This window comes from Streptomyces sp. NPDC101152 (genome assembly GCF_044768275.1).
Taxonomy (GTDB): Bacteria; Actinomycetota; Actinomycetes; order Streptomycetales; family Streptomycetaceae; genus Streptomyces.
Window position 1 is genome coordinate 24,417 of record NZ_JBIWPO010000027.1, and the last position, 25,075, is coordinate 49,491.

Annotated in this window: 23 protein-coding genes; 14 read left to right on the forward strand and 9 right to left on the reverse strand. The window is 70.9% G+C overall.

The window, feature by feature from the left end:
* Window positions 1-834 (forward strand): PaaX family transcriptional regulator C-terminal domain-containing protein, encoded by an 834-nt coding sequence (locus tag ACIRVK_RS28985; protein WP_404252128.1) that lies wholly within the window; start codon window positions 1-3, stop codon window positions 832-834.
* On the opposite strand, the gene ACIRVK_RS28990 is transcribed toward ACIRVK_RS28985, so the two are convergent.
* From ACIRVK_RS28990 to ACIRVK_RS29005, 4 genes are read right to left on the reverse strand one after another with little or no spacing between them, the layout of a single operon-like run.
* A complete protein-coding gene (locus ACIRVK_RS28990) occupies window positions 825-1,280 on the reverse strand; it encodes a MaoC family dehydratase (protein WP_404252130.1) in 456 nt (151 codons plus the stop codon). The two genes, ACIRVK_RS28985 and ACIRVK_RS28990, sit on opposite strands and share 10 nt — an antisense overlap.
* Window positions 1,281-1,288: 8 nt before the next feature.
* On the reverse strand, window positions 1,289-2,791 hold the full coding sequence (menE, locus tag ACIRVK_RS28995) for an o-succinylbenzoate--CoA ligase (RefSeq protein WP_404252132.1): 1,503 nt from the start codon (window positions 2,789-2,791) through the stop codon (window positions 1,289-1,291).
* 10 nt (window positions 2,792-2,801) lie between these two features.
* Window positions 2,802-3,677, reverse strand: coding sequence for an amidohydrolase family protein (locus tag ACIRVK_RS29000; RefSeq protein WP_404252280.1), 876 nt, complete (start codon window positions 3,675-3,677; stop codon window positions 2,802-2,804).
* Window positions 3,678-3,688: 11 nt separating this feature from the next.
* Complete coding sequence (locus ACIRVK_RS29005) at window positions 3,689-4,606, reverse strand: SDR family oxidoreductase (RefSeq protein ID WP_404252134.1); 918 nt, start codon at window positions 4,604-4,606, stop codon at window positions 3,689-3,691.
* A gap of 209 nt (window positions 4,607-4,815) precedes the next feature.
* Between ACIRVK_RS29005 and ACIRVK_RS29010 the strand changes: the two genes are divergently transcribed.
* From ACIRVK_RS29010 to ACIRVK_RS29020, 3 genes are all read left to right on the forward strand, one after another.
* Window positions 4,816-5,241, forward strand: coding sequence for a MarR family winged helix-turn-helix transcriptional regulator (locus ACIRVK_RS29010; RefSeq protein WP_404252282.1), 426 nt, complete (start codon window positions 4,816-4,818; stop codon window positions 5,239-5,241).
* Between the two features lie 44 nt (window positions 5,242-5,285).
* Window positions 5,286-6,041 carry an IclR family transcriptional regulator gene (locus ACIRVK_RS29015; RefSeq protein ID WP_404252136.1) on the forward strand — a complete coding sequence of 252 codons (756 nt, stop codon included), beginning with the start codon at window positions 5,286-5,288 and terminating at the stop codon, window positions 6,039-6,041.
* 172 nt (window positions 6,042-6,213) lie between these two features.
* Entirely contained in the window at window positions 6,214-7,599 is a 1,386-nt protein-coding gene (locus ACIRVK_RS29020; RefSeq protein ID WP_404252138.1) for a glycoside hydrolase family 16 protein, read from the forward strand.
* A 51-nt stretch (window positions 7,600-7,650) separates the two neighbouring features.
* Here the strand turns inward: ACIRVK_RS29020 and ACIRVK_RS29025 are convergent, their stop codons facing one another.
* Window positions 7,651-8,556, reverse strand: coding sequence for a helix-turn-helix domain-containing protein (locus ACIRVK_RS29025; protein ID WP_404252140.1), 906 nt, complete (start codon window positions 8,554-8,556; stop codon window positions 7,651-7,653).
* Between the two features lie 146 nt (window positions 8,557-8,702).
* Here ACIRVK_RS29025 and tkt point away from each other — a divergent pair, with 146 nt between their 5' ends.
* The 7 genes from tkt to ACIRVK_RS29060 are packed head-to-tail and all read left to right on the forward strand — an operon-like array spanning window position 8,703 to window position 17,555.
* The gene (tkt, locus tag ACIRVK_RS29030) at window positions 8,703-10,796 is read left to right on the forward strand and encodes a transketolase (RefSeq protein WP_404252142.1); all 2,094 of its coding nucleotides are present in this window, start codon (window positions 8,703-8,705) and stop codon (window positions 10,794-10,796) included.
* Between the two features lie 19 nt (window positions 10,797-10,815).
* Window positions 10,816-11,961 (forward strand): transaldolase, encoded by a 1,146-nt coding sequence (tal, locus tag ACIRVK_RS29035; protein WP_404252144.1) that lies wholly within the window; start codon window positions 10,816-10,818, stop codon window positions 11,959-11,961.
* Window positions 11,958-13,502 (forward strand): glucose-6-phosphate dehydrogenase, encoded by a 1,545-nt coding sequence (gene zwf, locus ACIRVK_RS29040; protein WP_404252146.1) that lies wholly within the window; start codon window positions 11,958-11,960, stop codon window positions 13,500-13,502. The genes tal and zwf overlap by 4 nt, the downstream gene beginning before the upstream one ends.
* Window positions 13,499-14,425, forward strand: coding sequence for a glucose-6-phosphate dehydrogenase assembly protein OpcA (gene opcA, locus ACIRVK_RS29045; RefSeq protein ID WP_404252148.1), 927 nt, complete (start codon window positions 13,499-13,501; stop codon window positions 14,423-14,425). The genes zwf and opcA overlap by 4 nt, the downstream gene beginning before the upstream one ends.
* Entirely contained in the window at window positions 14,425-16,077 is a 1,653-nt protein-coding gene (pgi, locus tag ACIRVK_RS29050) for a glucose-6-phosphate isomerase (protein ID WP_404252150.1), read from the forward strand. The genes opcA and pgi overlap by 1 nt, the downstream gene beginning before the upstream one ends.
* Before the next feature lies 1 nt (window position 16,078).
* The gene (gnd, locus tag ACIRVK_RS29055) at window positions 16,079-16,954 is read left to right on the forward strand and encodes a phosphogluconate dehydrogenase (NAD(+)-dependent, decarboxylating) (RefSeq protein WP_404252152.1); all 876 of its coding nucleotides are present in this window, start codon (window positions 16,079-16,081) and stop codon (window positions 16,952-16,954) included.
* Between the two features lie 7 nt (window positions 16,955-16,961).
* Complete coding sequence (locus tag ACIRVK_RS29060) at window positions 16,962-17,555, forward strand: histidine phosphatase family protein (protein ID WP_404252154.1); 594 nt, start codon at window positions 16,962-16,964, stop codon at window positions 17,553-17,555.
* 46 nt (window positions 17,556-17,601) lie between these two features.
* On the opposite strand, the gene ACIRVK_RS29065 is transcribed toward ACIRVK_RS29060, so the two are convergent.
* Together ACIRVK_RS29065 and ACIRVK_RS29070 are read right to left on the reverse strand one after the other, a co-directional pair.
* On the reverse strand, window positions 17,602-19,398 hold the full coding sequence (locus ACIRVK_RS29065; protein ID WP_404252156.1) for a bifunctional sugar phosphate isomerase/epimerase/4-hydroxyphenylpyruvate dioxygenase family protein: 1,797 nt from the start codon (window positions 19,396-19,398) through the stop codon (window positions 17,602-17,604).
* A gap of 16 nt (window positions 19,399-19,414) precedes the next feature.
* A complete protein-coding gene (locus ACIRVK_RS29070; protein ID WP_404252158.1) occupies window positions 19,415-20,290 on the reverse strand; it encodes a shikimate dehydrogenase in 876 nt (291 codons plus the stop codon).
* Window positions 20,291-20,438: 148 nt separating this feature from the next.
* Here ACIRVK_RS29070 and ACIRVK_RS29075 point away from each other — a divergent pair, with 148 nt between their 5' ends.
* Together ACIRVK_RS29075 and ACIRVK_RS29080 are read left to right on the forward strand one after the other, a co-directional pair.
* A complete protein-coding gene (locus ACIRVK_RS29075; protein ID WP_404252160.1) occupies window positions 20,439-21,104 on the forward strand; it encodes a TetR family transcriptional regulator in 666 nt (221 codons plus the stop codon).
* Between the two features lie 214 nt (window positions 21,105-21,318).
* On the forward strand, window positions 21,319-22,659 hold the full coding sequence (locus ACIRVK_RS29080; protein ID WP_404252162.1) for an MFS transporter: 1,341 nt from the start codon (window positions 21,319-21,321) through the stop codon (window positions 22,657-22,659).
* A 71-nt stretch (window positions 22,660-22,730) separates the two neighbouring features.
* Here the strand turns inward: ACIRVK_RS29080 and ACIRVK_RS29085 are convergent, their stop codons facing one another.
* Together ACIRVK_RS29085 and ACIRVK_RS29090 are read right to left on the reverse strand one after the other, a co-directional pair.
* On the reverse strand, window positions 22,731-23,141 hold the full coding sequence (locus tag ACIRVK_RS29085) for a VOC family protein (RefSeq protein WP_404252164.1): 411 nt from the start codon (window positions 23,139-23,141) through the stop codon (window positions 22,731-22,733).
* A gap of 109 nt (window positions 23,142-23,250) precedes the next feature.
* Window positions 23,251-23,685, reverse strand: a complete 435-nt coding sequence (locus tag ACIRVK_RS29090) for a PPOX class F420-dependent oxidoreductase (RefSeq protein WP_404252166.1) — start codon at window positions 23,683-23,685, stop codon at window positions 23,251-23,253.
* Window positions 23,686-23,841: 156 nt separating this feature from the next.
* Here ACIRVK_RS29090 and ACIRVK_RS29095 point away from each other — a divergent pair, with 156 nt between their 5' ends.
* On the forward strand, window positions 23,842-25,071 hold the full coding sequence (locus tag ACIRVK_RS29095; RefSeq protein WP_404252168.1) for a serine hydrolase domain-containing protein: 1,230 nt from the start codon (window positions 23,842-23,844) through the stop codon (window positions 25,069-25,071).
* The last annotated feature ends 4 nt before the right edge of the window (window positions 25,072-25,075 follow it).

A 25,075-nucleotide genomic window follows, 5' to 3' on the forward strand; every position in this document is an offset into this window, starting at 1 on the left:
ATGAACGGTGAGGAATCGTCCTTGCGGCCCCAGTCCCTGCTGCTCACCTTCCTGGGCGACCAGGTGCTGGGACGGGACGTCTGTGTGTACTCGGGCAGCGTGATCGACGTGTTCGAGCGGGCGGGCGTGGGCGAGCAGGCGACGCGGTCGACGCTGACCCGGATGGTCAAGCGGGACCTGCTGCGGCGGCAGCGCCAGGGCCGCCGTATGTACTTCGGGCTGACCGAGCACTCCACGGCGGTCCTGCGCGACGGTGAGCGGCGCATCTGGCAGACCGGGGCCGTGAACCGGGACTGGGACGGCACCTGGACCCTGCTCGGTTTCTCGCTGCCGGAGTCCTGGCAGCGTCAGCGGCACGACCTGCGCTCCAAGCTCACCTGGAGCGGCTTCGGCCCGCTGTTCAGCGGCCTGTGGATCGCGCCGGGCGAGGTCGACGTCTCGGAGCTGGTCGCCGAGCTGGGCCTGTCCGCCCATGTGAAGGTCTTCCGCGCGCACGCCGACGCCGGCATGGACATCGGCGCGATGATCGAGGAGACCTGGGAACTGGCCGAACTGGCAGCCGGCTACCAGGAGTTCATTCGGCGCTGGCAGCCCTGGGAGACCGCTACGGCGGCCCCCGAGGACGCCCTCGCGCGGCGGCTGGTGCTCCAGGCGGAGTGGCTGCGGATCATCCGCCGCGACCCCCGCCTCCCGGTCAAGCACCTGCCCGACGACTGGCCGGCCGAGCAGGCGGAGAAGACGTTCCGGGCGGTGTACGACCAGCTCACACCGCCCGCCCGGGACGCCGCCGAACGCCTTCTCGACCTGGTGCCGGTCCGCCCCGATCAGGCGTAGAAGCGGGACAGGCTCTGCAGGACGGCGGCCGGCTTGGCGCCGCCCTCGATCTCGATGGTGCCGTCGACGGTGATCTGCACCCCGCCCGGCACCTCCTCGACCTCGGCCAGCTTCCCGACCAGGCGGATGCGCGAGCCGACCTTCACCGGCGAGGGGAAACGCACCTTGTTCAGGCCGTAGTTGACCTTGGTGGTGACGCCCTGGACGTCGAGGAGTTCGGTGAACAGGGGGATGAAGAGGGAGAGGGTGAGGTAGCCGTGGGCGATCGGGGCACCGAAGGGGCCCTCGGCGGCGCGCTCGGGGTCCACGTGGATCCACTGGTGGTCGCCGGTGGCGTCGGCGAAGGTGTTGATCCGCTCCTGGGTGACCTCGATCCACTCACTGGTGCCGAGGTCGCTGCCGGCGAGCTTCTTCAGTTCGTCGATGCCGTTGACGGTGATGCTCATGGAGTTCCCTAACTGTTGCCGTACCGGTTGCGGACACGGGACTTGAGGAGTTTCCCGGAGGCGGTGCGCGGCAGTTCGTCCGCCAGCACCACCGACTTCGGGATCTTGTACTTGGCGAGGCGCCCGGCCAGCGAGGCCAGCACCTCGTCGGGATCGAGCGAGGCGCCCTCGCGCGGCACGACGACCGCACGCGGCACCTCGCCCCACTTCTCGTCCGGCACGCCGATGACCGCGCACTCGACGATGTCGGGGTGGGCGAGGAGCTGGTCCTCGATCTCGGCGGGGTAGATGTTCTCGCCCCCGGAGATGATCATGTCCTTGATGCGGTCGACGATGTGGACGTACCCGTCCTCGTCGACGCGGGCGGCGTCCCCGCTGCGGAACCAGCCGTCCGCGAAGGAGGCGGCCGTCTCCTCGGGCAGCCCCCAGTAGCCGGGCATGACGTGCGGCCCGCGGACGATGATCTCGCCGGTCTCGCCGACGTCGACGGGCGTGAGGTCCGGCCGGACGACCCGCACGTCGCTGAAGAAGTGCGGCACGCCCGCCGAGCCCGCCTTGCCGACCGCGTGCTCCGCGTCCAGGAACAGCGTGCCGGGGGACGCCTCGGTCATGCCGTAGCCCTGGAGGAAGGTCAGGCCCCGCTCCTGGTACGCGGCGATCAGCGGTGTCGAGACCGGGGAGCCGCCGCAGGTGAGGATGCGCAGGGAGGACAGGTCCGCGTCCGGCCAGCGTGGGTGCCGGGCGACCTGCTCGAACATCGTCGGCACCCCGAACATGAAGGTGATCCGGTGTTCCTCGATCAGGTCGAAGGTGGCGTTCGGGTCGAAGGCCTCCACCAGGACGCAGGTGCCGCCCTTCAGCAGCACCGGCAGGGTCAGCATGTTCAGGCCGGCCGTGTGGAACAAGGGCGCGGAGACCAGGGCGCGTTCGTCGGCGATCAGGTCGTGGTCGACGAGGACGTTGACCGCGTTCCAGGTCAGGTTGCCGTGGGTGAGCATGGCGCCCTTGGGGCGGCCGGTCGTCCCCGAGGTGTACATGATGATGCAGGTGTCGTCGGGGGTGACCGGCTCGTCGATCGGTTCGCCCGGAGCGGCCGTCACCGCCCGCTCGTACTCAGCGCCCACCTCGACGTACGCCCGTACGTCCGTGTCCCCCGGCAGCCCGGCGACCAGCCCCGCGTGCGAGGGGCCGTAGACGAGTGCCTTGGCTCCCGAGTCGGCGAGCTGGAAGGCGATCTCCGGGCCCGCGAGGCGGGTGTTGAGCGGCACGAAGACCGCGCCGAGCGTGCCCGCCGCGAACAGCGTCTCCAGGTAGGAGGGGTGGTTCGGGCCGAGGTAGGCGATGCGGTCGCCGCGCCGGATGCCGCGGGCGCGCAGGGCGTGCGCGAGGCGGGTGGTGCGGTCGTACAGCTGCGCGTACGTCAGCGAGGTGCCGCCGTGGATCAGGGCGGTGCGGTGCGGGGTCTTGCGGGCCCGGCGTGCGGGCCACGACCCCAGTCCCTCGTTGCGCATCTACGGCCCCTTACGGCTTGGTGAGCCCGAGCAGACGGGCGGCGTTCTCCTTGAGGATCCTCGGCTTGACCTCGTCCTTGATCGACAGCTTCTCGAAGTCGTCGAGCCAGCGGTCGGGGGTCAGGACGGGGAAGTCGGAGCCGAAGAGGACCTTGTCCTTGAGCAGCGTGTTCGCGTACTGCACGAGCTGCGGCGGGAAGTACTTCGGCGACCAGCCGGACAGGTCGATGTGCACGCCCGGCTTGTGCGTGGCGACGGCGAGGGCCTCGTCCTGCCAGGGGAAGGACGGGTGCGCCAGGATGATCTTCAGGTGCGGGAAGTCGGCGGCCACGTCGTCCACGTGGAGGGGGTTGGAGTACTTGAGCCTGATCCCGCCCCCGCCGGGGACGCCGGCGCCGATGCCCGTCTGGCCGGTGTGGAAGAGGGCGATGGTGCCCGTCTCCTCGATCACCTCGTACAGGTCGTACGCCACCGAGCGGTCGTTGGGGAAGAAGCCCTGGATGCTCGGGTGGAACTTGAAGCCCTTGACCCCGTACTCCTCGACCAGGCGGCGGGCCTGCTTGACACCCGCCTTGCCGCGGAAGGGGTCGATGGAGGCGAAGGGGATCAGCACGTCGGAGTTGGCGGCGGCGGCCTCGGCGACCTCCTCGTTCGGGACGGGCGCGGTGCCGGTCGCGGACTCGGCGTCCACCGTGAAGATCACGGCGGCCATCCTCCGCTCCCGGTAGTACGCGGCCGTCTCCTCCAAGGTCGGCTTCCGCTTGCCCTCCACCTTGAAGTAGGCGGAGGAGGCGTCGTGCAGGTCGTCGTCCAGCGAGGAGTGCCCCTTGGAGGAGACCTCCGCGTGGGTGTGGACGTCGATCGCGACCAGATCGTCGACGTTCATCGAGGGGGACATCACGCCTCCGGGAACTTGGGCGCCGGGATGCCGACCGACTCGAGCTCGGCACCCACGGACGTCGGGAAGACGTCGGCCAGGGTCTCGGGGGTCCAGCCGCCGTCGGCGTACGCCGTCCTGATCTCCTGCGGGTGGGACCAGAGTGCCACCTTGTCGCCGCCGATGCCGATGGCCTGGCCGGTGATCCCGCGGGCCGCCTCGGAGGCGAGGAACGGCACGAGGGCCGCGCAGTCCTCGGGGGTGCCGAAGCCCTCGCCCTTGCGCAGGAAGTCCGGGAACGGCTCGCCGTTCTTCAGGGCCTCGACGTACGGCGCGAAGGCGGGGATGGTCTCGGTCATCGCGGTCGCGGCGACCGGCACGATCGCGTTGACGGTGATGTTCGCCCGGCCCAGCTCCATCGACCAGGTGCGGGCCATGGCGGCGATGCCGGCCTTGGCCGCCGCGTAGTTCGTCTGGCCGAAGTTGCCGCGCTGGCCGGCCGGGGAGCCGACCAGGATCAGGGTGCCGCCCTCGCCCTGCTCGCGCATGCGCACGGCGGCGGCGCGGGCGCAGGTGAAGGTGCCCTTGAGGTGGGTGGTGATCACCGCGTCGAAGTCCTCGTCGGTCATCTTCCACAGCACCTTGTCGCGCAGGATGCCGGCGTTGGTGACCAGGATGTCCAGCCGGCCGAACTCCTCGACGGCACGGTTGACGAGCCGGTCCGCGGCCTCGCTCGTCCCCACCGGGACGACCTCGGCGACGGCGGTCCCGCCCGCCTCCTGGATGGACTTCGCGGCCGCCTCGGCCACGGCCTCGTCCACGTCGTTGACGACGACGGAGGCGCCGTGGGCGGCCAGGGCGTGCGCGTAGGCCAGGCCGAGGCCCCGGCCGCTGCCGGTGACGACGGCGACCTTGCCGGTGAGATCGATGCTGGGCACGGGTGGAGTCCCTTCAACATGGGCTGCGGCTTCGAGATCGAAGCTAAGAGCAATAATTGTCGACGTCAATAGTTGTTCGAAACCTCCCGGTGCGACATGCTGGGATCCGCACCACGGAACGCCCCCTGCGGGGCCTGAGACCAGGGGAGCCCGCCATCAGCCGCCAGCACGCCGAGAACGCACCCTCGATCGACGCGGACGAGCCCTGGATGCGCGGCCTGCACGCGGACACCGGCTATCTGCTCTACCGGCTGGGCCTGCGCTCGGGTCAGTTGTTCAACACGTTCCTGCAGGAGTCGGGCCTGCGCCTGCGTCACTACGCGGTCCTGCGTTTCCTCGCCACCTCCGAGGGCGCCCTGCAGCGCGAGCTGAGCGTCCGGCTCGGCTACGACCCGAGCGCGATCGTCGGCCTGGTGGACGACCTGGAGAAGCTGGGCTTCGCCGAGCGCCGCCCCTCCCCCGACGACCGGCGCAGCCGCATCGTGGCCCTGACCGGGGACGGCCGCGCCTTCCTGCGCGGCACGGACGAGGCGGGCCTGCGCGTGACCAACGACCTCCTGGAACCACTGGACCCCGCCGACCGGGAGACGCTGCACCGGCTGCTCCTGCGCATCGCGGAGGACGGACTGGGGTGACGCATGCTCTCGACCGCCGGCGGACGAGCGGGAGGGGCCCCGCCATGAGCGTCCGCTCCGCGCCCGACCGGCTGCTCGCCGTGCTCGCCGCGTTCGACCACGAGCACCCGGCGCTGTCCCTGACGGACATCAGCCGGCGGGCCGGGCTGACCCTGACCACCGCGCACCGCCTGGTCGGCGCGCTCACCGACTGGGGCGCCCTGGAGCGGGACGCGTCCGGCGTCTACCACGTCGGGCTCAGGCTCTGGGAGGTCGCGGCACTCGCCCCGCGCGGGCTGGCGCTGCGCCAGATCGCCCTGCCGTACCTGGAGGACCTGTACGAGGCGACCCACGAGAACGTGCAGATGGCCGTGCGGGACGGAAGCGAGGTCGTCTACATCGAGTGGCTGTCCGGGCGGTCGGCCGTCGGTGTGCACATCCGCGTCGGCGCCCGCTGGCCGCTGCACGCCACCGGCGTCGGGCTCGCGCTGCTGGCGCACGCCGACGCCGAGTCCCAGGACGAGTACTGCGCGGGCCCGCTCGCGCCCTTCACGCCGCACACCATCACCGACCCGGCCCGCCTGCGCCGGGTGCTGGCCGAAGTACGGCGCACGGGCGTAGCGGTGAGCAGCCGTCAGGTCACCGACGACGCCCTGTCGGTGGCCGCGCCGGTGCGCGGACCGGGCGGGGCGGTCGTCGCCGCCGTGTCGGTGGTGGTGCCGCAGGCCGACGTCGAGGTCCCCGCGCTGATACCGGCGGTGCGGCTCGCCGCACGCGGGATCTCCCGAGCACTGGGCTGGCAGCCGACGAGGGAGCCCTGAGGCGCCGGCGCGTGCGCACATAAGGCATTCATGGGGTGAACTCACCCGCCCCGGAAGGACTTTCCTTGTTTTAAGTCTTGACGACCCGAGTGAGCGGGAGCACATTGGGCCCACTTTGAGAGCGCTCTCAAACGGCACCCGCAGCCATCACCCCGTACCCGAGAGGCCCCCCATGAGTGCAAGCTCCGGCATACCCAGACGGCGACGCGCGCTCGTCGCCGTCCTCAGCACACTCGGACTCGCGGCGGCGCTCGCCACGGCCGCCACCCAGTCCGCCGACGCCTCCGCCCCCACGCCCCCGTCGGGCTGGACCCAGGTCTTCGCCGACGACTTCAACGGGCCTGCGGGCACCGGCGTGAACACCGCCGACTGGCAGTACGACACCGGGATCTCGTATCCGGGCGGCCCCGCGAACTGGGGCACCGGCGAGGTCGAGACGATGACCAACAGCACCAACAACGTCGCCCTCGACGGCAACGGCAACCTGAAGATCACTCCGGTCCGCGACGCGGCCGGCAACTGGACCTCGGGCCGTATCGAGACCACCCGCACCGACTTCCAGCCCCCCGCGGGCGGCAAGCTGCGCGTCGAGGCCCGCATCCAGATGCCGAACGTCACCGGGAACGCGGCCGCGGGCTACTGGCCGGCGTTCTGGATGCTCGGCGCGCCCTACCGGGGCAACTACCAGAACTGGCCGAGCGTCGGCGAGCTGGACATCATGGAGAACGTCAACGGCATCAACAAGACCTGGGCGACCATGCACTGCGGCACCGGCTCGGGCGGCCCCTGCAACGAGACGACGGGGCTGGGCAATTCGACGGCGTGCCCGAACACCACCTGCCAGTCCGGCTTCCACACCTACACCATGGAGTGGGACCGCTCCGTCAGCCCCGAGGCGATCCGCTTCTCTGTCGACGGCGTCAACTACCAGACGGTGACGGCGAACCAGGTCGACGCCACGACCTGGGCCAACGCCACCAACCACGGCTTCTTCGTCATCCTGAACGTGGCGATGGGCGGCGCCTTCCCGGCCGCGTTCGGCGGCGGACCGACCAGCGCCACCGAGTCCGGCCACCCGATGCTCGTGGACTACGTCCAGGTGCTGTCGTCCGGTGGGAGCGGTACCACCCCTCCGCCGTCCGGCAACCGTGACGCCTACAGCGCCATCCAGGCCGAGTCGTACGACAGCCAGTCCGGCACCAGCACGGAGAACACCACCGACACCGGCGGCGGCCAGGACCTCGGCTCCCTCGCAAACGGCGACTGGGCCCTCTACAAGGGCGTCGACTTCGGCTCCACGGCGGCCACCCAGTTCTACGCGCGGGTGGCCAGCGGCGCCGCGTCGGGCGTCAGCGGCCTGGTCGAGGTCCGGCTGGACAGCCGCACCAGCACCCCGATCGGCAGCTTCGCCATCGCCAACACGGGCGGCTGGCAGTCCTGGCGGACGGTCCCGGCCAACATCAACTCGGTGACCGGCACGCACGACGTGTATCTCACCTTCACCAGCGGCCAGCCGGCCGACTTCGTGAACGTGAACTGGTTCGACTTCGGGCACTGACGGCACGGTTCACCGGACCAGGGGCCCCACGCGTGCGCGTGGGGCCCCTTTTCAGCGCAGTTCCGCCCGGAACGCCGCCGGTGTCATGTCGGTGTGCTGCTGGAAGAACTTGGAGAAGTTCGCGGCGTCCGGGAAGCCGACGGCCGCGCCGACGCGGGCGATCGGCAGGTCCGTGTGGGCGAGCAGGCGCTTGGCCTCCAGGACGACCCGTTTGTCGATGAAGCCCTTGGGGGTCTCCCCGGTGGCGGCCCGCACGGCGCGCACCAGGGTGCGGCGGGAGTAGCCCAGGGCGTCGGCGTAGGCGCTGACGCTGTGGTTGGTCGCGAAGCCCTGCTCCACGGCGTCCCGGAAGAGGGTGAAGGTCGTGTCCGACTGACGGCGGGTCGCCTCCGCCGAACTCGCCGCCAGATGGGCGAGACGGAGCAGGAACGCCGTCAGACAGTGGCGCAGGACCGCCGTGTGAAGGCTCAGCGGGAGTGTCGTGGCGTCCTCGTACTCGTTCCGCAACTGGGTCAGGGCCGAGCGGAGGGCCGTCAGCTGCGGGCCGTCGGGGCTGAGCAGGGGCGGGAGGTCGTAGCGGTAGAGGCCGGTCGCCTCCACGGTGGCGCGGGGCAGGAAGCCGGGTTGCATGGTCAGCACGGTTCCGCGGTACTCGCTCGTCTTCGAGAACCGGTGGACCTGACCGGGGCGGATCCACAGCAGGTCGCCCGCCGTCGCCTCGTACTCGGCGAAGTCGATCATGTGGCGGACGGGGCCGTCGTCGAAGAGCATCACGACGTGGAAGTCGATGCGGTGGACGCGGTGCAGGGGGGCGTCCGCGTGCCAGGTGCGGCCTGCGCCCATCGGGCCCACCTGCATACCGACCCCGCACACACTCAGCTCGACCGGGAAGGGGAACGTTCTGATCCCGTCCATGCCCGCTTCACCGTCTCCGCCTTGGATGGTTCTGTCCGCCATGTCCTTCTCACGCCGCCCAGCTGCCGCTTCCGGTGTCCCACTTTCACCACAGGCTGGCACACGAGGACCTGGCACCGTAAAAGTCAGACTTTTAAGTTTGAACGCGTCAGGCCAGAACCACCGCTGCGATCGAGGACTTCTTGAAGATGAGCACGCAGACACCGGACAGCTTCGAATGGACCGAACTCGACCGGCGCGCCGTGGACACCGCACGGGTGCTGGCCGCCGACGCCGTGCAGAAGGTCGGCAACGGCCATCCGGGCACCGCGATGAGCCTCGCCCCGGCCGCGTACACGATCTTTCAGAAGGTGATGCGCCACGATCCCGCCGACCCTGAGTGGACCGGCCGGGACCGCTTCGTCCTCTCCCCCGGCCACACCTCGCTGACCCTCTACACGCAGCTGTTCCTGTCGGGGTACGAGCTCGAGCTGGACGACCTCAAGGCCTTCCGGACGCACGGCTCCAAGACGCCCGGCCACCCGGAGTACGGGCACACGGCCGGCGTGGAGACCACCACCGGCCCCCTCGGGCAGGGCGTGGCCAACGCCGTGGGCATGGCGATGGCCGCCCGTTACGAGCGCGGTCTGTTCGACCCGGAAGCGCCCGAGGGCACCTCACCGTTCGACCACACCATCTGGGCGATCGTCTCCGACGGGGACCTGGAGGAGGGCGTCTCCGCCGAGGCCTCCTCGCTCGCCGGGCACCAGAAGCTCGGCAACCTGGTCTTCCTCTACGACGACAACCACATCTCCATCGAGGGCGACACCGCGACCGCGTTCTCCGAGGACGTCCTGGGACGCTACGAGGCCTACGGCTGGCACGTCCAGCGGATCGAGCCGGCGCCGGGCGGCGACATCGACGTACCCGCCCTGTACGCGGCCCTGAAGGCCGCCCAGGCCGAGACGGAGCGGCCCTCCATCATCGCGATGCGCACGATCATCGCCTGGCCCGCCCCGAACGCGCAGAACACCGAGGCCGCCCACGGCTCCGCGCTCGGCGCCGACGAGGTCGCCGCCACCAAGCGCGTCCTCGGCTTCGACCCCGAGCAGTCCTTCCAGGTCGACGCCGACGTCCTCGCCCACACCCGCGAGGCCCTGGACCGGGGTGCCGAGGCGCACGCGGCCTGGGACAAGCAGCTCGACAAGTGGCGCGGCGCCAATCCGGAGCGCGCCGAGCTGTTCGACCGGGTCGTGGCCGGCCAGCTGCCCGAGGGCTGGGAGGACACGCTGCCGGTCTTCGAGGAGGGCAAGTCGGTCGCCACCCGTGCCGCCTCCGGCAAGGTGCTGCAGTCGCTGGGCGCCGTGCTCCCCGAGCTGTGGGGCGGCTCCGCCGACCTGGCCGGCTCCAACAACACCACCATCGACAAGACCAGCTCCTTCCTGCCGAAGGGCAACCCGCTGCCGGAGGCCGACCCGTACGGCCGCACCGTCCACTTCGGCATCCGCGAGTTCTCGATGGCCGCGGAGATGAACGGGATCGCGCTGCACGGCAACACCCGCATCTACGGCGGCACCTTCCTGGTGTTCTCCGACTACATGCGCAACGCGGTGCGGATGGCGGCCCTGATGCAGCTGCCGGTGACGTACGTGTGGACGCACGACTCCATCGGCCTCGGCGAGGACGGCCCCACGCACCAGCCGGTCGAGCACCTGGCCTCCCTGCGCGCCATTCCGGGCCTGAACGTGGTCCGCCCGGCCGACGCCAACGAGACCGCGATCGCCTGGGCCGAGATCCTCAAGCGGCACGCCACCGACCCGGCCCCGCACGGACTGGCGCTCACCCGTCAGGGTGTACCGACCTACGCGCCCAACCCCGACGCGGCGAAGGGCGGTTACGTCCTCAAGGAGTCCGCGAAGCAGACCCCGGACGTCATCCTCATCGCCACCGGCTCGGAGGTGCAGCTCGCCGTCGCGGCACGCGAGCAGTTGGAGGCCGAGGGGATCGGCGCGCGGGTCGTGTCGATGCCGTCCGTGGAGTGGTTCGAGGAGCAGCCGCGCGAGTACCGCGACAGCGTCCTTCCGCCGTCGGTGAAGGCCCGCGTTGCGGTCGAGGCGGGTATCGGCCTGACGTGGTACCGCTTCACGGGTGACGCAGGACGCATCGTCTCCCTCGAGCACTTCGGCGCCTCCGCCGACGCCAAGACCCTGTTCGCCGAGTTCGGCTTCACGCCCGAGAACGTCGCCGCAGCCGCCAAGGCCGCAATTGATTCAGTCAAGGGCCTGGCCGCCGCGCGCGGTTGATCCGATCGCACGAAAGAAGATGATCACAGTGACCGAAGCAACCGCCACCGCGGGAGCACTCAAGCGCCTCAGCGATGAAGGCGTGTCCATCTGGCTGGACGACCTGTCCCGCCGGCGGATCGAGTCCGGCAACCTCGCCGAACTCGTCGCGGACAAGCACGTGGTGGGCGTCACCACCAACCCCTCCATCTTCCAGGCCGCCATCGGCTCCGGCGAGGGCTACGAGGAGCAGCTCGCCGACCTCGCCGTGCGGGGCGTCACGGTCGAGGAGGCCGTGCGGATGATGACGACCGCCGACGTCCGCGCCGCCGCCGACATCCTGCGGCCCGTGTACGAGGCGACCGGCGGCCGGGACGGTCGGGTCTCGATCGAGGTCGACCCGCGCCTGGCCCACGACACCAAGGCCACGGTCGCCGAGGCCAAGCAGCTCGCCTGGCTGGTGGACCGCCCCAACGTCATGATCAAGATCCCGGCGACCAAGGCCGGCCTCCCGGCGATCACCGAGGTCATCGGCCTCGGCATCAGCGTCAACGTCACGCTGATCTTCTCGCTGGAGCGCTACCGCGAGGTCATGGACGCCTACCTCGCCGGTCTGGAGAAGGCGCAGGCCAAGGGGCTCGACCTCGCCGCCGTCCACTCCGTCGCCTCCTTCTTCGTCTCCCGCGTCGACTCCGAGATCGACAAGCGGCTGACGGGCCTCAGCTCCCCGGAGGCGTCCGTCCTCAAGGGGAAGGCCGCGCTGGCGAACGCGCGCCTCGCGTACGAGGCTTACGAAGAAGTCTTCTCTTCTCCGCGCTGGACCGCCCTCACCGGCGGCGGCGCCAACAAGCAGCGCCCCCTGTGGGCCTCGACCGGCGTGAAGGACCCCGCGTACAAGGACACCCTGTACGTGGACGAGCTGGTCGCCCCGGGCACCGTCAACACGATGCCGGAGGCCACCCTGAACGCCACCGCCGACCACGGCGAGATCACCGGCGACACGGTGACCGGCGGCTACGCGCAGGCCCGCGCCGACCTGGCCGCCGTCGAGGCGCTCGGGATCTCCTACGACGAGGTCGTCCAGCAGCTCGAGGACGAGGGCGTCGCCAAGTTCGAGACGGCCTGGCAGGACCTGCTGGACGCCGTCGCCAAGTCCCTGGACAGCAAGGGGGTGGCGGGCGAATGACCGGGATTCCCGCCGCAACGGCCTGGGAGAACCCGCTGCGCGACCCGCGCGACCGGCGCCTCCCGCGCATCGCCGGTCCGTCCGGTCTCGTCATCTTCGGCGTCACCGGCGACCTCTCCCGCAAGAAGCTGATGCCGGCCGTCTACGACCTCGCCAACCGTGGTCTGCTGCCGCCGGGCTTCTCGCTCGTCGGGTTCGCCCGCCGGGACTGGGAGGACCAGGACTTCGCGCAGGTCGTGCACGACGCGGTCCGCGAGCACGCGCGCACCGAGTTCCGCGAGGAGGTCTGGCAGCAGCTCGCCGAGGGCATGCGGTTCATCCCCGGCGACTTCGACGACGACACCGCGTTCAAGCAGCTGAAGGCGGCCGTCGACGAGCTGGACGCCTCCCGCGGCACCGGGGGCAACTTCGCCTTCTACCTGTCCGTGCCGCCGAAGTTCTTCCCGAAGGTCGTCCAGCAGCTGAAGAAGCACGGCCTGGCCAACGCGCCCGAGGGTTCCTGGCGGCGCGCGGTCATCGAGAAGCCGTTCGGCCGCGACCTGGCGAGCGCCCGTGAGCTGAACGCGGTCGTGCACGACGTGTTCGACCCGGACCAGGTGTTCCGCATCGACCACTACCTCGGCAAGGAGACCGTCCAGAACATCCTGGCGCTCCGCTTCGCCAACCAGATGTACGAGCCGATCTGGAACCGGTCCTACGTCGACCACATTCAGATCACGATGGCCGAGGACATCGGCATCGGCGGCCGGGCCGGCTACTACGACGGCATCGGCTCGGCCCGTGACGTCATCCAGAACCACCTGCTGCAGCTGATGGCGCTGACCGCCATGGAGGAGCCGGCCGCCTTCGACGCGGAGTCGCTGCTCACCGAGAAGCTGAAGGTGCTCAGGGCCGTCAAGCTGCCGGACAACCTCGGCGCCCACACGGTGCGCGGACAGTACGCGGCGGCCTGGCAGGGCGGCGAGAAGGTGCGCGGCTACCTGGAGGAGGACGGTATCGACCCGGCCTCCACGACCGACACCTTCGCGGCCGTCAGGCTGAACGTCGACAACCGCCGCTGGGCGGGCGTGCCCTTCTACCTGCGCACCGGCAAGCGCCTGGGCCGCCGGGTCACCGAGATCGCGGTCGTCTTCCAGCGCGCCCCGCACTCGCCCTTCGACTCGACGGCGACGGAGGAGCTCGGCGAGAACGCGATCGTCATCCGCGTCCAGCCCGACGAGGGCATGACGGTCCGCTTCGGTTCCAAGGTTCCGGGCACCTCGATGGAGATCCGGGACGTGTCGATGGACTTCGCCTACGGCGAGTCCTTCACGGAGTCCAGCCCCGAGGCGTACGAGCGGCTCATCCTGGACGTACTGCTCGGCGACGCCAACCTTTTCCCGCGGCACCAGGAAGTGGAAGAGTCCTGGAAGATCCTCGACCCGATCGAGGAGTACTGGGCGAAGAACGGCAAGCCCGCGCAGTACGCCTCGGGTACCTGGGGACCCGAGGAAGCCGACGAGATGCTCGCACGAGACGGACGGAGCTGGCGCAGGCCATGAAGATCGACCTGACCGACACCACGGCAAGCAAGATCAACAAGGCGCTGGTGCAGGGTCGCCGCGCCATCGGTACGCCTGCCGTGGGCATGGTCCTGACGATGGTGATCGTCACGGACGAGGAGAACGCCTACGACGCGATCAAGGCGGCCGAGGAGGCCTCGCACGAGCATCCCTCGCGCACCCTGGTCGTCATCAAGCGGCACGCCCGCACCCCGCGCGACCGCATGGCCTCCAAGCTGGACGCCGAGGTCCGGGTGGGCGCCGACGCCGGCACCGGCGAGACGGTCGTGCTGCGCACCTACGGCGAGGTCTCCGACCACGCCGACTCGGTCGTGCTGCCGCTGCTGCTGCCGGACGCGCCGGTCGTGGTGTGGTGGCCGGTGGACGCGCCCCAGGTGCCGTCCAAGGATCCGCTGGGCGCGCTCGCGCAGCGCAGGATCACCGACCTGTACGCCGTGGAGAACCCGCTGGAGGCCCTGGAGAACCGGGTCCGCTCCTACGCGCCCGGCGACACCGACCTCGCCTGGACCCGGCTGACCCCGTGGCGCTCGATGCTGGCCGCAGCGCTGGACCAGGCGCGGGCGCAGATCATCTCCGGCGCGGTGGAGGCGGAGGCGGAGAACCCGGCCGCCGAGCTGCTGGCGCGCTGGCTGGAGGCGCGGCTGAAGGTGCGCATCGACCGCGTGGTGACCGCGGGGCCGGTCGTCACCGCCGTGCGCCTCGGCACCGTCGACGGCGACATCGTCATCGACCGCCCCGAGGGCCCGCTCGCCACGCTGTCCCTGCCGGGCCAGCCCTCGCGCACGCTCGCGCTGAAGGTCCGCACCACCTCCGAACTCATCGCCGAGGAGCTGCGCCGCCTCGACGCAGACGAGATGTACGCCGTCGCCCTGCGCGGCGAAGCCGCGAAGGAGACCGTCTGATGTCCGACACACCCCAGCTCACCCGGCGTCCCGAGTGGACGGCCCTGCAGGACCACCGCGCCGAGGGCGAGCCGCACCTGAGGGAGCTGTTCGACAAGGATCCCGGCCGCGCGGAGCGGTACGTCGTGCGCGTGGGCGACCTGCGCATCGACTACTCCAAGCACCTGATCACCGACGAGACGCTGGCCCTGCTGCAGGAACTGGCCACCGCCACCGACGTGTTCGGGCTGCGCGACGCGATGTTCCGCGGTGAGCGGATCAACCTCACCGAGGACCGGGCCGTCCTGCACACCGCGCTCAGGGCTCCGCGGGACGCGGTGGTCGAGGTCGACGGCGAGAACGTCGTGCCCAAGGTGCACGCCGTGCTGGACAAGATGAGCGACTTCGCGGGGCGCGTCCGCTCCGGGGAGTGGACCGGGCACACCGGCAAGCGCATCAGGAACGTCGTCAACATCGGCATCGGCGGCTCCGACCTGGGACCCGCGATGGCCTACGAGGCGCTGCGGGCGTTCACCGCACGCGAGTTGACCTTCCGTTTCGTCTCCAACGTGGACGGCGCCGACCTGCACGAGGCGGTGCGCGACCTGGACCCGGCGGAGACGCTGTTCATCGTCGCGTCCAAGACGTTCACCACGATCGAGACGATCACCAACGCCACCTCGGCGCGTTCCTGGCTGCTGGACGGGCCGGGCGGGCTCCGTGACGACAAGGCGGTGGCGAAGCACTTCGTCGCGCTGTCGACGAACGCGGAGAAGGTGACGGACTTCGGCATCGACCCGGACAACATGTTCGAGTTCTGGGACTGGGTCGGCGGCCGCTACTCCTACGACTCGGCGATCGGTCTCTCCCTGATGATCGCCATCGGCCCGGACCGCTTCCGCGAGATGCTGGACGGCTTCCGGATCGTCGACGAGCACTTCAAGAGCGCCCCGGCTCAGGCCAACGCCCCGCTGATCCTGGGTCTGTTGGGCGTCTGGTACGGCAACTTCCACGACGCCCAGTCGCACGCCGTGCTGCCGTACTCGCACTACCTGTCCAAGTTCACCGCGTACCTGCAGCAGCTGGACATGGAGTCCAACGGCAAGTCCGTGCAGCGCGACGGGCGTCCCGTGGAGTGGCAGACAGGACCGGTGGTGTGGGGCACGCCCGGCACCAACGGGCAGCACGCCTACTACCAGTTGATCCACCAGGGCACCAAGCTGATCCCGGCGGACCTGATCGGCTTCGCCCGCCCGGTCGACGAGTTGAGCGACGAACTCAAGGCGCAGCATGACCTGTTGATGGCCAACCTGTTCGCGCAGGGCCAGGCGCTCGCCTTCGGCAAGACCGCCGACGAGGTACGCGCGGAGGGTGTGCCCGAGGAGCAGGTCGCACACCGCACCTTCCGGGGCAACCACCCCACGACCACGATCCTGGCCCGCGAGCTGACCCCGTCGGTCCTCGGTCAGCTGATCGCCCTCTACGAGCACAAGGTGTTCGTGCAGGGCGCGATCTGGAACATCGACTCCTTCGACCAGTGGGGCGTCGAGCTCGGCAAGGTGCTCGCCAAGCGCGTCGAGCCCGCCCTCACCGAGGGCGCGAACGTCCCCGGCCTCGACCCCTCCACCACCGCTCTCGTGGCCGCCTACCGCGACCTGAAGGAAGGCAACTGACATGCAGCTCGGACTGATCGGTCTCGGCAAGATGGGCGGCAACATGCGCGAGCGGATCCGCCGCGCCGGCCACACCGTCATCGGCTACGACCGCAACCCCGACCTCTCCGACGCCGCGAGCCTCGCCGAACTGGTCGACAAGCTGGAAGCCCCGCGCGTGGTCTGGGTGATGGTGCCGGCCGGCGCCCCCACCCAGTCCGTCGTCGACGAGCTCGGCACCCTCCTCTCCCCCGGCGACACCGTCGTCGACGGCGGCAACTCCCGCTGGACGGACGACGAGAAGCACGCCGAGGAGCTGGGCACCAAGGGCATCGGCTTCGTCGACGCCGGTGTCTCCGGTGGCGTGTGGGGTCTGCAGAACGGCTACGCGCTGATGGTCGGCGGCGACAAGGAGCACGTCGAGCGGCTCCACCCGATCTTCGAGGCGCTCAAGCCGGAGGGCCCCTACGGCTATGTCCACGCGGGCAAGGTCGGTGCCGGGCACTTCTCCAAGATGGTCCACAACGGCATCGAGTACGCCATGATGCAGGCCTACGCCGAGGGCTGGGAGCTGCTGGAGAAGGTCGACTCCGTGGACAACGTGCGCGAGGTCTTCCGCTCCTGGCAGGAGGGCACCGTCATCCGCTCCTGGCTGCTGGACCTCGCGGTCAACGCCCTGGACAGCGACGAGCACCTCGACAAGCTCAAGGGCTTCGCGCAGGACTCCGGCGAGGGCCGCTGGACCGTCGAGGCGGCCATCGACAACGCCGTGCCGCTGCCCGCGATCACGGCCTCCCTCTTCGCGCGGTTCGCGTCCCGCCAGGACGACTCCCCGCAGATGAAGATGGTCGCGGCGCTGCGCAACCAGTTCGGCGGCCACGCCGTCGAGTCCAAGTAGGTCCACCGTGGGGGACCTTCTCCTGGTCCGCCACGGCGAGACGGAGTGGAGCGTGTCGGGCCAGCACACCAGCTGGACCGACCTGCCCCTGACCCAGCACGGTGAGGAGCAGGCCAAGTCGCTCGCTCCCCTCCTCTCGCAGCGGACCTACGCACTCGCCCTGACCAGCCCGCTCGGCCGCGCGATACGCACCGCCGAACTCGCGGGCATCGCCTCGCCCGTGGTCGACCCCGACCTGCACGAGTGGGACTACGGCGGCTACGAGGGCGTCACCACCGTCGACATCCATCGCAGCCGCCCGGACTGGGACCTGTGGCGGGACGGCGTCCCGCCGGGGCCCGAAGGCCACCCGGGCGAGTCCCCGGCCGAGGTGGGCGCGCGGGCCGATCGCCTGCTGGCCCGCGTGGACGGGACCCTCGCGGGCGGCACCGGGGATGTCGTCCTCGTCGCCCACGCCCACTTCCTGCGCGTGCTGACCGCCCGCCGGCTGGGCCTCCCGCCCGCCGAGGGACGGCTGTTCCAGCTCTCCACGGGCACCGTCAGCCGCCTGTCGACCGAACACGGCCGGCCGGTCATCGCGGAGTGGAACACCCGGCCGTAGACCCCGCGGACCGGCCTCCGCACGCCCGGCGTCTCACCGGCTGCCGTCAGCCGCCGGTGAGGCGCCGGGCCGTGTGCTGGGCGGCGAGGCGGACGGGCGCGTTCGAGGCGCCGTACCCGCGATAGCCCCCGTCCCGCTGGACGAGTTCGAAGAAGACGCGGCCGACGGTGCGGGTGTAGCAGTGCCGGAACTCGCCCTGCGCGTCACGGTCGTAGAGGATGCCGAGCTCGCGGTACGCCTCCAGTTCGCCCTCGGCGAGGTCGAACCGGGCGGCCAGGTCGTCGTAGTAGTTCGACGGCACGGGCAGCGGAAGACCGCCGGCCGCGCGGAACCGGCGGGCGGCCGCCACCACGTCGTCGGTGGCGAGGGCGATGTGCTGGGCGTGGACGGTGTCGTCGGAGGGCGCCGCGCCGACGGACAGGGCGATCCGGACGGTGCCGTCGGCGTTGGTCACGGCGCGGCTGCGCAGCAGGCCGTACGGGTCGGCGACGTCCACGCTCTCCTGGGCGGACAGGCCCAGCACGCTGCGGTGGAAGAGGGTGGCCTCGTCGAAGTGGTGCCAGGGCTGGACGAGGGCGAGATGGTCCACGCGGGTCACGGCCGTGGCCGGTTCGGCGCCTGGGACGTCCGCGAAGTCGGCGCGCCAGCTGGGGAGTTCGGGGCGGTCCGTCGCGCAGAAGAACAGTTCCGTGCCGTCGGGGGCCGCCACCGCCTCCAGCGAGGCGTCCTCGGCCGCCCGCCGGCGTGGCAGCACCGGCGCGAGCAGCGCCTCGGCGCGTCGGGCGGCGGCAGCCGGGTCCGGTGACTCCAGGCCGATCGCGGCGAGCGTGGTGCCGTCGCGGCGGGCCGTGGGTCCGGTGTTGACCAGGATACGGGCCTCGCCCTGCTGCCACAGGTCGACCGGCTTGCTGCGGTGCCGTGCGGTACGGGCGAAGCCGAGGGCGCCCAGCACCTCGGCGACCGGCTCCGCGTCGGGGGTGACCAGCTCGGCGAAGGCGACGCCGGTGGGAACGACCGGGGCGGGCGGTTCGGTCAGGCCCACCTTCTCCTCGAGGACGAGGAGCGAGCGGCGCGCGTCCACGGCGGTGGGGCCCGCCTCCGCCTGGCGGAAGACGTCGTTGAACACCTCCAGGGACAGTGGTCCGGCGTATCCGGTGCGCAGCACATGCCGGACCAGGCCTGCCACGTCGAAACCGCCCTGGCCGGGGAAGCAGCGGTAGTGGCGGCTCCACTGCAGGACGTCCATCGCGAGCAGCGGGGCGTCCGCGAGCTGGAGGAAGAAGATCTTCTCGCCGGGGATGTCCTCGATGCCCTTGGGGTCACAGCCACGGGAGAGGATGTGGAAGCTGTCAAGACAGGTGCCGAGCGCCGGATGCCCGGCCGCCTCGACGACCCGCCAGGCGTGGTCGTAGGTGCTGATGTGCCGTCCCCAGGCGAGCGCCTCGTAGGCGACGCGGATGCCGGACTCGGCGGCCAGGTCCGCCAGTCGGGTCAGGTGTTCGGCGGCCAGGGCGTCGTCGTCGATCGCCTGCGGGGAAACGCTGGAGCAGACGAGCACCGTGTCGGCGCCGAGCCGCCGCATCAGCTCGAACTTGTGCCGGGCCCGCCGCAGGTTGTGCGCGAACTGCTCCTCGGGCACCGCCTCGATGTCCCGCAGGGGCTGGTAGAGGTCGACACCGAGGCCCAGATCGGCGCACCGGGCCCGGATCTCCTCGGGGGCGAGGGGGCTGGCGAGCAGGTCGTTCTCGAAGATCTCGACCCCGTCGAACCCGGCCCGGGACGCGGCGGTCAGCTTCTCGGTGAGGGAGCCGCTGAGGGAGACGGTGGCGATGGACGTGCGCATCCTCGAATACCTCGCTCTACTTCGGCGCCGTCACGGCGCCCGCCAGTTCCCCGATGTCCGCGAGCATCCGCGGCGCGTCGGGTTCCCGGCCGGTGAACAGGCGGAAGGCGTCCGCCGCCTGGAAGACCGCCATCCCGCCCCCGTCAAGGGTGGCGCAGCCCGTCGCGCGGGCGGTCCGCAGCAACTCGGTCTCCAGCGGCCGGTAGACGACCTCGGCCACCCACAGCCCCGGGTGCAGCAGCTCGGCGGCGAAGGGCAGCCCCGGGTGCGCGGCCATCCCGGTCGGTGTGGCGTGCACGACGCCGTCCGCGCCGGCCAGCAGCCCGGCCAGCCGGTCGGGTGTCACCGCGGCGGCCCGGCCCGCGCCGAAGTGCCGGTTCAGCCCCGCCGCGAGATCCTCCGCCCGGTCCGCCAGCGCGTCGACGACGGTGACCTTCCCGGCGCCGAGGGTGAGCGTCGCGTGGGCGACGGCCGCGCCCGCGCCGCCCGCGCCCAGCTGCACGACCCGCTCCAGGAACACGTCGGGCAGGCCGCGCGCGAAGGACGCGGCGAACCCGGTGACGTCGGTGTTGTGGCCGGTGGCCCGGCCGTCCTCGAAGACGACGGTGTTGACCGCGCCCAGCGCCTCGGCCTGCGGGGCCAGCGCGTCCAGGTGCTCCATGACGAGCTGCTTGCACGGGTGGGTGATGTTCAGCCCGTCGAAGCCGAGGTCACGGGCGGCCCGTACGAGGTCGCCCACCGCGTGCGGCGGCAGGCCGAGCCGGTCGATGTCGATGAGCCGGTACAGGTAGCGCAGGCCCTGCCGGTCCGCCTCCCGCTCGTGCAGCGCCGGACTGAGCGACGGCCCGATACCCGAGCCGATCAGTCCGACGAGAAACGAGTCCTTGGCCACACGGACCTCCTGAGCAGATCGCCAAGCTAATGTACGAACCAGTACGTTAGCTATATCAGCCGGAGGGCCCCGAGGGAAGGCGTGGACCACCGCGGCCGACCCGCCTTCTAGAATCTGCGGACCGGCCCCCATCGCCCGAAGGAACCCGATGACCAGCGTCGACGAACCGGCACGACCCGGCGGACGGATCCGTGACGCCGTCCGCACCCAGGCCGAGATCCTCGACGTGGCCACCCAGGAGTTCGCCCGGGCCGGCTACGACGGCGCCCGCGTGGACGAGATCGCCGCCCGCACCCGCACCACGAAGCGGATGATCTACTACTACTTCGGCGGCAAGGAGCAGCTGTTCACCGCCGTCCTGGAGCGGGCGTACGGCGTGATCCGCGAGGCCGAGCAGACCCTCGACGTCGAACACCTGGACCCCGTCGCCGCCATCCGGCGCCTGGCCGAGCTGACCTTCGACCACCACGAGCAGCACCCGGACTTCATCCGGCTGGTCAGCATCGAGAACATCCACGGCGCCGAGCACATCGCCGCCTCCGAGAAGCTCGGCCGGATCGGCTCCCCCGCGCTCGACGTGATCGGCCGCATCCTGGCCGCCGGGCAGGAGTCCGGCCTGTTCACGGCCGAGGTCGACGCGGTGGACCTGCACGCGATGATCAGCGCGTTCTGCTTCTTCCGGGTCTCCAACCGGCACACCTTCGGCGCCCTGTTCGGCCGCGACCTGGTGGCCCCGGCCCAGCGTGAGCACTACCGCACCATGCTCGGCGACATGGTGATCGCCTACCTCACGGCGGAGCGGACCGCGGACTGACCGTCATCGGCGGGACCCCTTGACACACGGGAAACCTGAGCGCAACATCCCACCCACCGCTACTAACTACCCAGTGGGTTAATTAGCCGCCAAGATCCGGCTCCCGCTCGCCCTCCCCTTCTCCCCTTCTCCTTTTCTCGCTTTCTCGCTTTCTCCCTCTCTCCCTCTCTCCGCTCACTCCGCCTACGGTGGAGTCCCCCGAAGGAGCAACGCCGTGTCCGTCCCCGCCGAAGCCGTCGGGCAACCGAGAAAGGCCGCAGCCGCCGCCTGGATCGGCAGCGCCCTGGAGTACTACGACTTCTTCATCTACGGCAGCGCCGCCGCGCTGATCTTCCCGAAGGTCTTCTTCGACGCGTCCGACCCGGCCACCGCGACCCTGCTGTCGCTGGCCACCTTCGGTGTCGCGTACGCGGCGCGGCCGGTCGGCGCGCTGTTCCTCGGTCACTTCGGTGACAAGGCGGGCCGCAAGAAGGTCATGGTCTTCACGCTGCTCCTGATGGGCCTGTCGACGTTCCTGATCGGCTGTCTGCCGACCCGGGCCCAGGTGGGCACGCTCGCACCGGTGCTGCTGGTGCTGTGCCGCGTCCTGCAGGGCGTCTCGGCGGCCGGCGAGCAGGCGAGCGCGAACTCCATGACCCTCGAACACGCCCCGCCGCACCGGCGCGGCTTCTTCACCAGCTTCACCCTGAGCGGCACCCAGGGCGGCCAGCTCATCGCCACCCTCGTCTTCATCCCGGTCGCCGCCCTGCCCGAGCAGCAGTTGCTGTCCTGGGGGTGGCGCGTCCCGTTCTGGGCGAGCGTCGCGGTCGCCGTCGTCGGGTACGTCATCCGCCGCCGGCTCGAGGAGACGCCGGTGTTCGCCCAGCAGGCGGCCACCGAGGGCGTCGTGAGAATGCCGCTGCTGGTGCTGCTGCGCGAGCACTGGGCGGATGTGCTGCGGGTGATCGGGGGCGCACTGATCGCCTCGGTCTCCACGATCTTCACGGTGTGGGCGCTCGCCTACGCCACCAGCGCCTCGGTCGGCATGTCCCGCTCCTCCATGCTGTGGGTGGGCGCGCTCGCCAACGCCGTCGCGCTCGCCGCGATCCCGCTGTGGGCCTCCCTGTCGGACCGTATCGGCCGGCGTCCGGTGTACCTGATCGGCGCGGTGGGCAGCGCGGTCACGATGTTCCTGTACCTGTGGGCGATCTCCACGGGCGACTACCCGCTGATCCTGGTCCTCGGCATCGTCGCCTTCGGTGTGGTCTACAGCGCCGCGAACGGTGTCTGGCCGTCCTTCTACGGCGAGATGTTCTCCACCCGGGTCCGGCTGTCCGGCATGGCCGTCGGCACCCAGATCGGCTTCGCCGTGGCGGGCTTCGCGGTCACCTTCGCGGCCGAGATCGCGGGCCCGAAGGGCACGGACTGGTCCGCGGTCGCCCTCTTCACCGCCGCGCTGTGCGTCCCGCCGGTCGTGGCCGCCCTCTCGGCCCGCGAGACCCACAAGGTCCCGACGGAGCGGCTGGGCGAGCGGACCGCGCAGCCGGCGTCACAGCCGGAGACGGTCACGGCCTGACGTCGCCGTAGTGCCGCACGCGCCGGGAACCGCTCCCGGCGTGTGCGGCGCACTCCTTTGCGCAGGCACCCTCACCCGTTGGACCAGCCCCGCTCGCACAGCACCAGCCGGTACCCGTCCGGGTCCTCGACGGTCACTCCCCACCGGTTCCAGTAGGGATTGGGGGACGGCACCCGCTTGCCGCCGTGCGCCTCCAGGCGCTCGACCAAGTCCTCCGGCACCGGCCCGTCGACGTACACGACCAGCAGGTCCTCCTCGGTGGGCCGGGGCTCCACCGGCCGGGCGGGCTCGTGGACGAGCTCCAGATGCCAGCCCGCGTCCGGCCACCCGACCATCAGCAGATCGTGCTCACCGGGTTCCGAGCCGCCCTCGGTCCGCCACACCACGCTCAGCCCGAGCCCCCCGGCCCAGAACCGCTCCGCGGCCGCGAGGTCCCGCGACGGCCGGGCGAAACGGATATGGCTGCGTCCGTCGACGGGCATGGTGACCTCTTCCTGAGCTGCGACGTCTCCCCGAAGCCTAGGCAGCCGGCGCTCCCCGGACCATCGGCCGTCCGCCCTGCGCCCGGGGTCCTAGGACCAGGTGAGCGGCTCAGCCCTGGTCCCGCTTCGGGATGCCGTACGCCCGGTCGACCTTCAGGCGCACCACCAGCCGCCCGTCACGGACCATCGCGGCACGGTAGTCGTCCCAGTCGGGGTGCTCACCCTGGACGTCCCGGTAGAGCCGGACGAGTTCCTCGACGGTGTCGTCCCCGGGGTCCTTGGCGACCGGCGAGAGGTCCGCGGTGCCCTCGACGACCGTGTAGGCCCAGCGGTCGGTGCTGGTGACGTGGTAGGAGGCGCGCGGGTCGCGGCGCAGGTTGCGGGTCTTGGCGCGGTCGTCCGTGACCGAGATCCGGATGATCTGCTCGTCCGGGTAGTAGTGGTGGGTGACGTTCGACAGCTGGGGGCGGCCGTCGCTCTTGAGGGTGACCAGCACCCCGCCGCGGTGTTCGGAGAGCAGCTGGAGCAGTGTGTCCTGAGTCATACACCCGTCAACTCATCGGGCGGATCTCGGCATTCCCGCGAAGATCCCGGTCAAGCGGGGGTCCCGGTCCGTGTTCCTGCGCCACGATGACTTCCGGGGCCGGTGTGACGGAGCGCGCCGCGCCGGGCCCCTGACGAGCGCATTCGGAGGAGAGCGATGGCACAGCTGCGACAAGAGGTGGACCCGGACGAGGCCGGGCTGGACGTGAAGGCACTGGACCGCCTCGATCAGCATCTCGCCCACTTCGTCGACGAGGGACGCCTGCCCGGCTTTCTGGTGGCCGTGGCCCGTGCCGGACGTGTCGCCCACCTGACCACGCACGGCCTGCGCGACGTCGCGGCGGGACTGCCCGTCGAGGCGGACACTCTGTGGCGCATCTACTCCATGACCAAGCCGGTCACCTCGGTCGCCGCGCTGATCCTCGTCGAGGAGGGCCGGCTCTCGCTGGACGACCCGCTCGCCCGGTACCTGCCCGCCTTCGCCGAGCCGCAGGTGTACGAGAGCGGCTCCGGCGCCGATGTCCGCACCCGCCCGGCGTCCGGGCCGATCCTGATCCGGCACCTGCTGACCCACACCGCGGGGCTGACCTTCGGCTTCTACCACTCCCACCCCGTCGACGCCCTGTACCGGGCGGCGGGTCTGGAGTCGTCGGTGGTGCCGGGCACCACCCTCGCCGAGACGGTCGACGTGTACGCCGGCCTGCCGCTGCAGTTCGAGCCGGGCACGGAGTGGAACTACTCGGTCGCCACGAACGTGCTCGGCAGGGTCATCGAGGTCGTCACCGGCCGGCCGCTGGACGCGTTCTTCGCCGAGCGTGTCCTCGGCCCGCTCGGCATGACCGACGCCGGTTTCCACGTCACCGACGAACAGGCGCCCCGGCTGGCCGAGTTGTACGGCGAGAGCGAGGACGGCGGCATCGAGCCGGTCCCCGGGCTGCCGCTGCGGGGGCGGCCGCGTCTGCTGTCCGGCAGCGGGGGCATGGTGGCCTCGTCGCACGATATGCACCGCTTCATGGAGTTCCTGCGCCGCCGCGGCGAACTCGACGGCGTCCGTCTGCTCGCCGCCGAGACGGTGGACCTGATGGCCGGGAACCACCTCCCCGGCGGCGCCGACCTGCGCTCCTTCGGCAGCCGGCCGGTCCACGACGAACCGAACAACGAGGGTCTCGGCTTCGGTCTCGGCGTCTCCGTCGTCATCGACCCCGACCGCACCGCGACCCCCTCCAGCATCGGCACCTACGGCTGGAGCGGCGCGGCGACGACGACCTTCTGGGTCGATCCGGCCCGTGAGCTGACCGTGCAGTTCATGACCCAGGTACGGCCGAAGACGGCGCTCGGGGTCATCCCGGACCTCAGGCGCCTGGCGCACGAGGCCGTCGCGGACTGAGCCG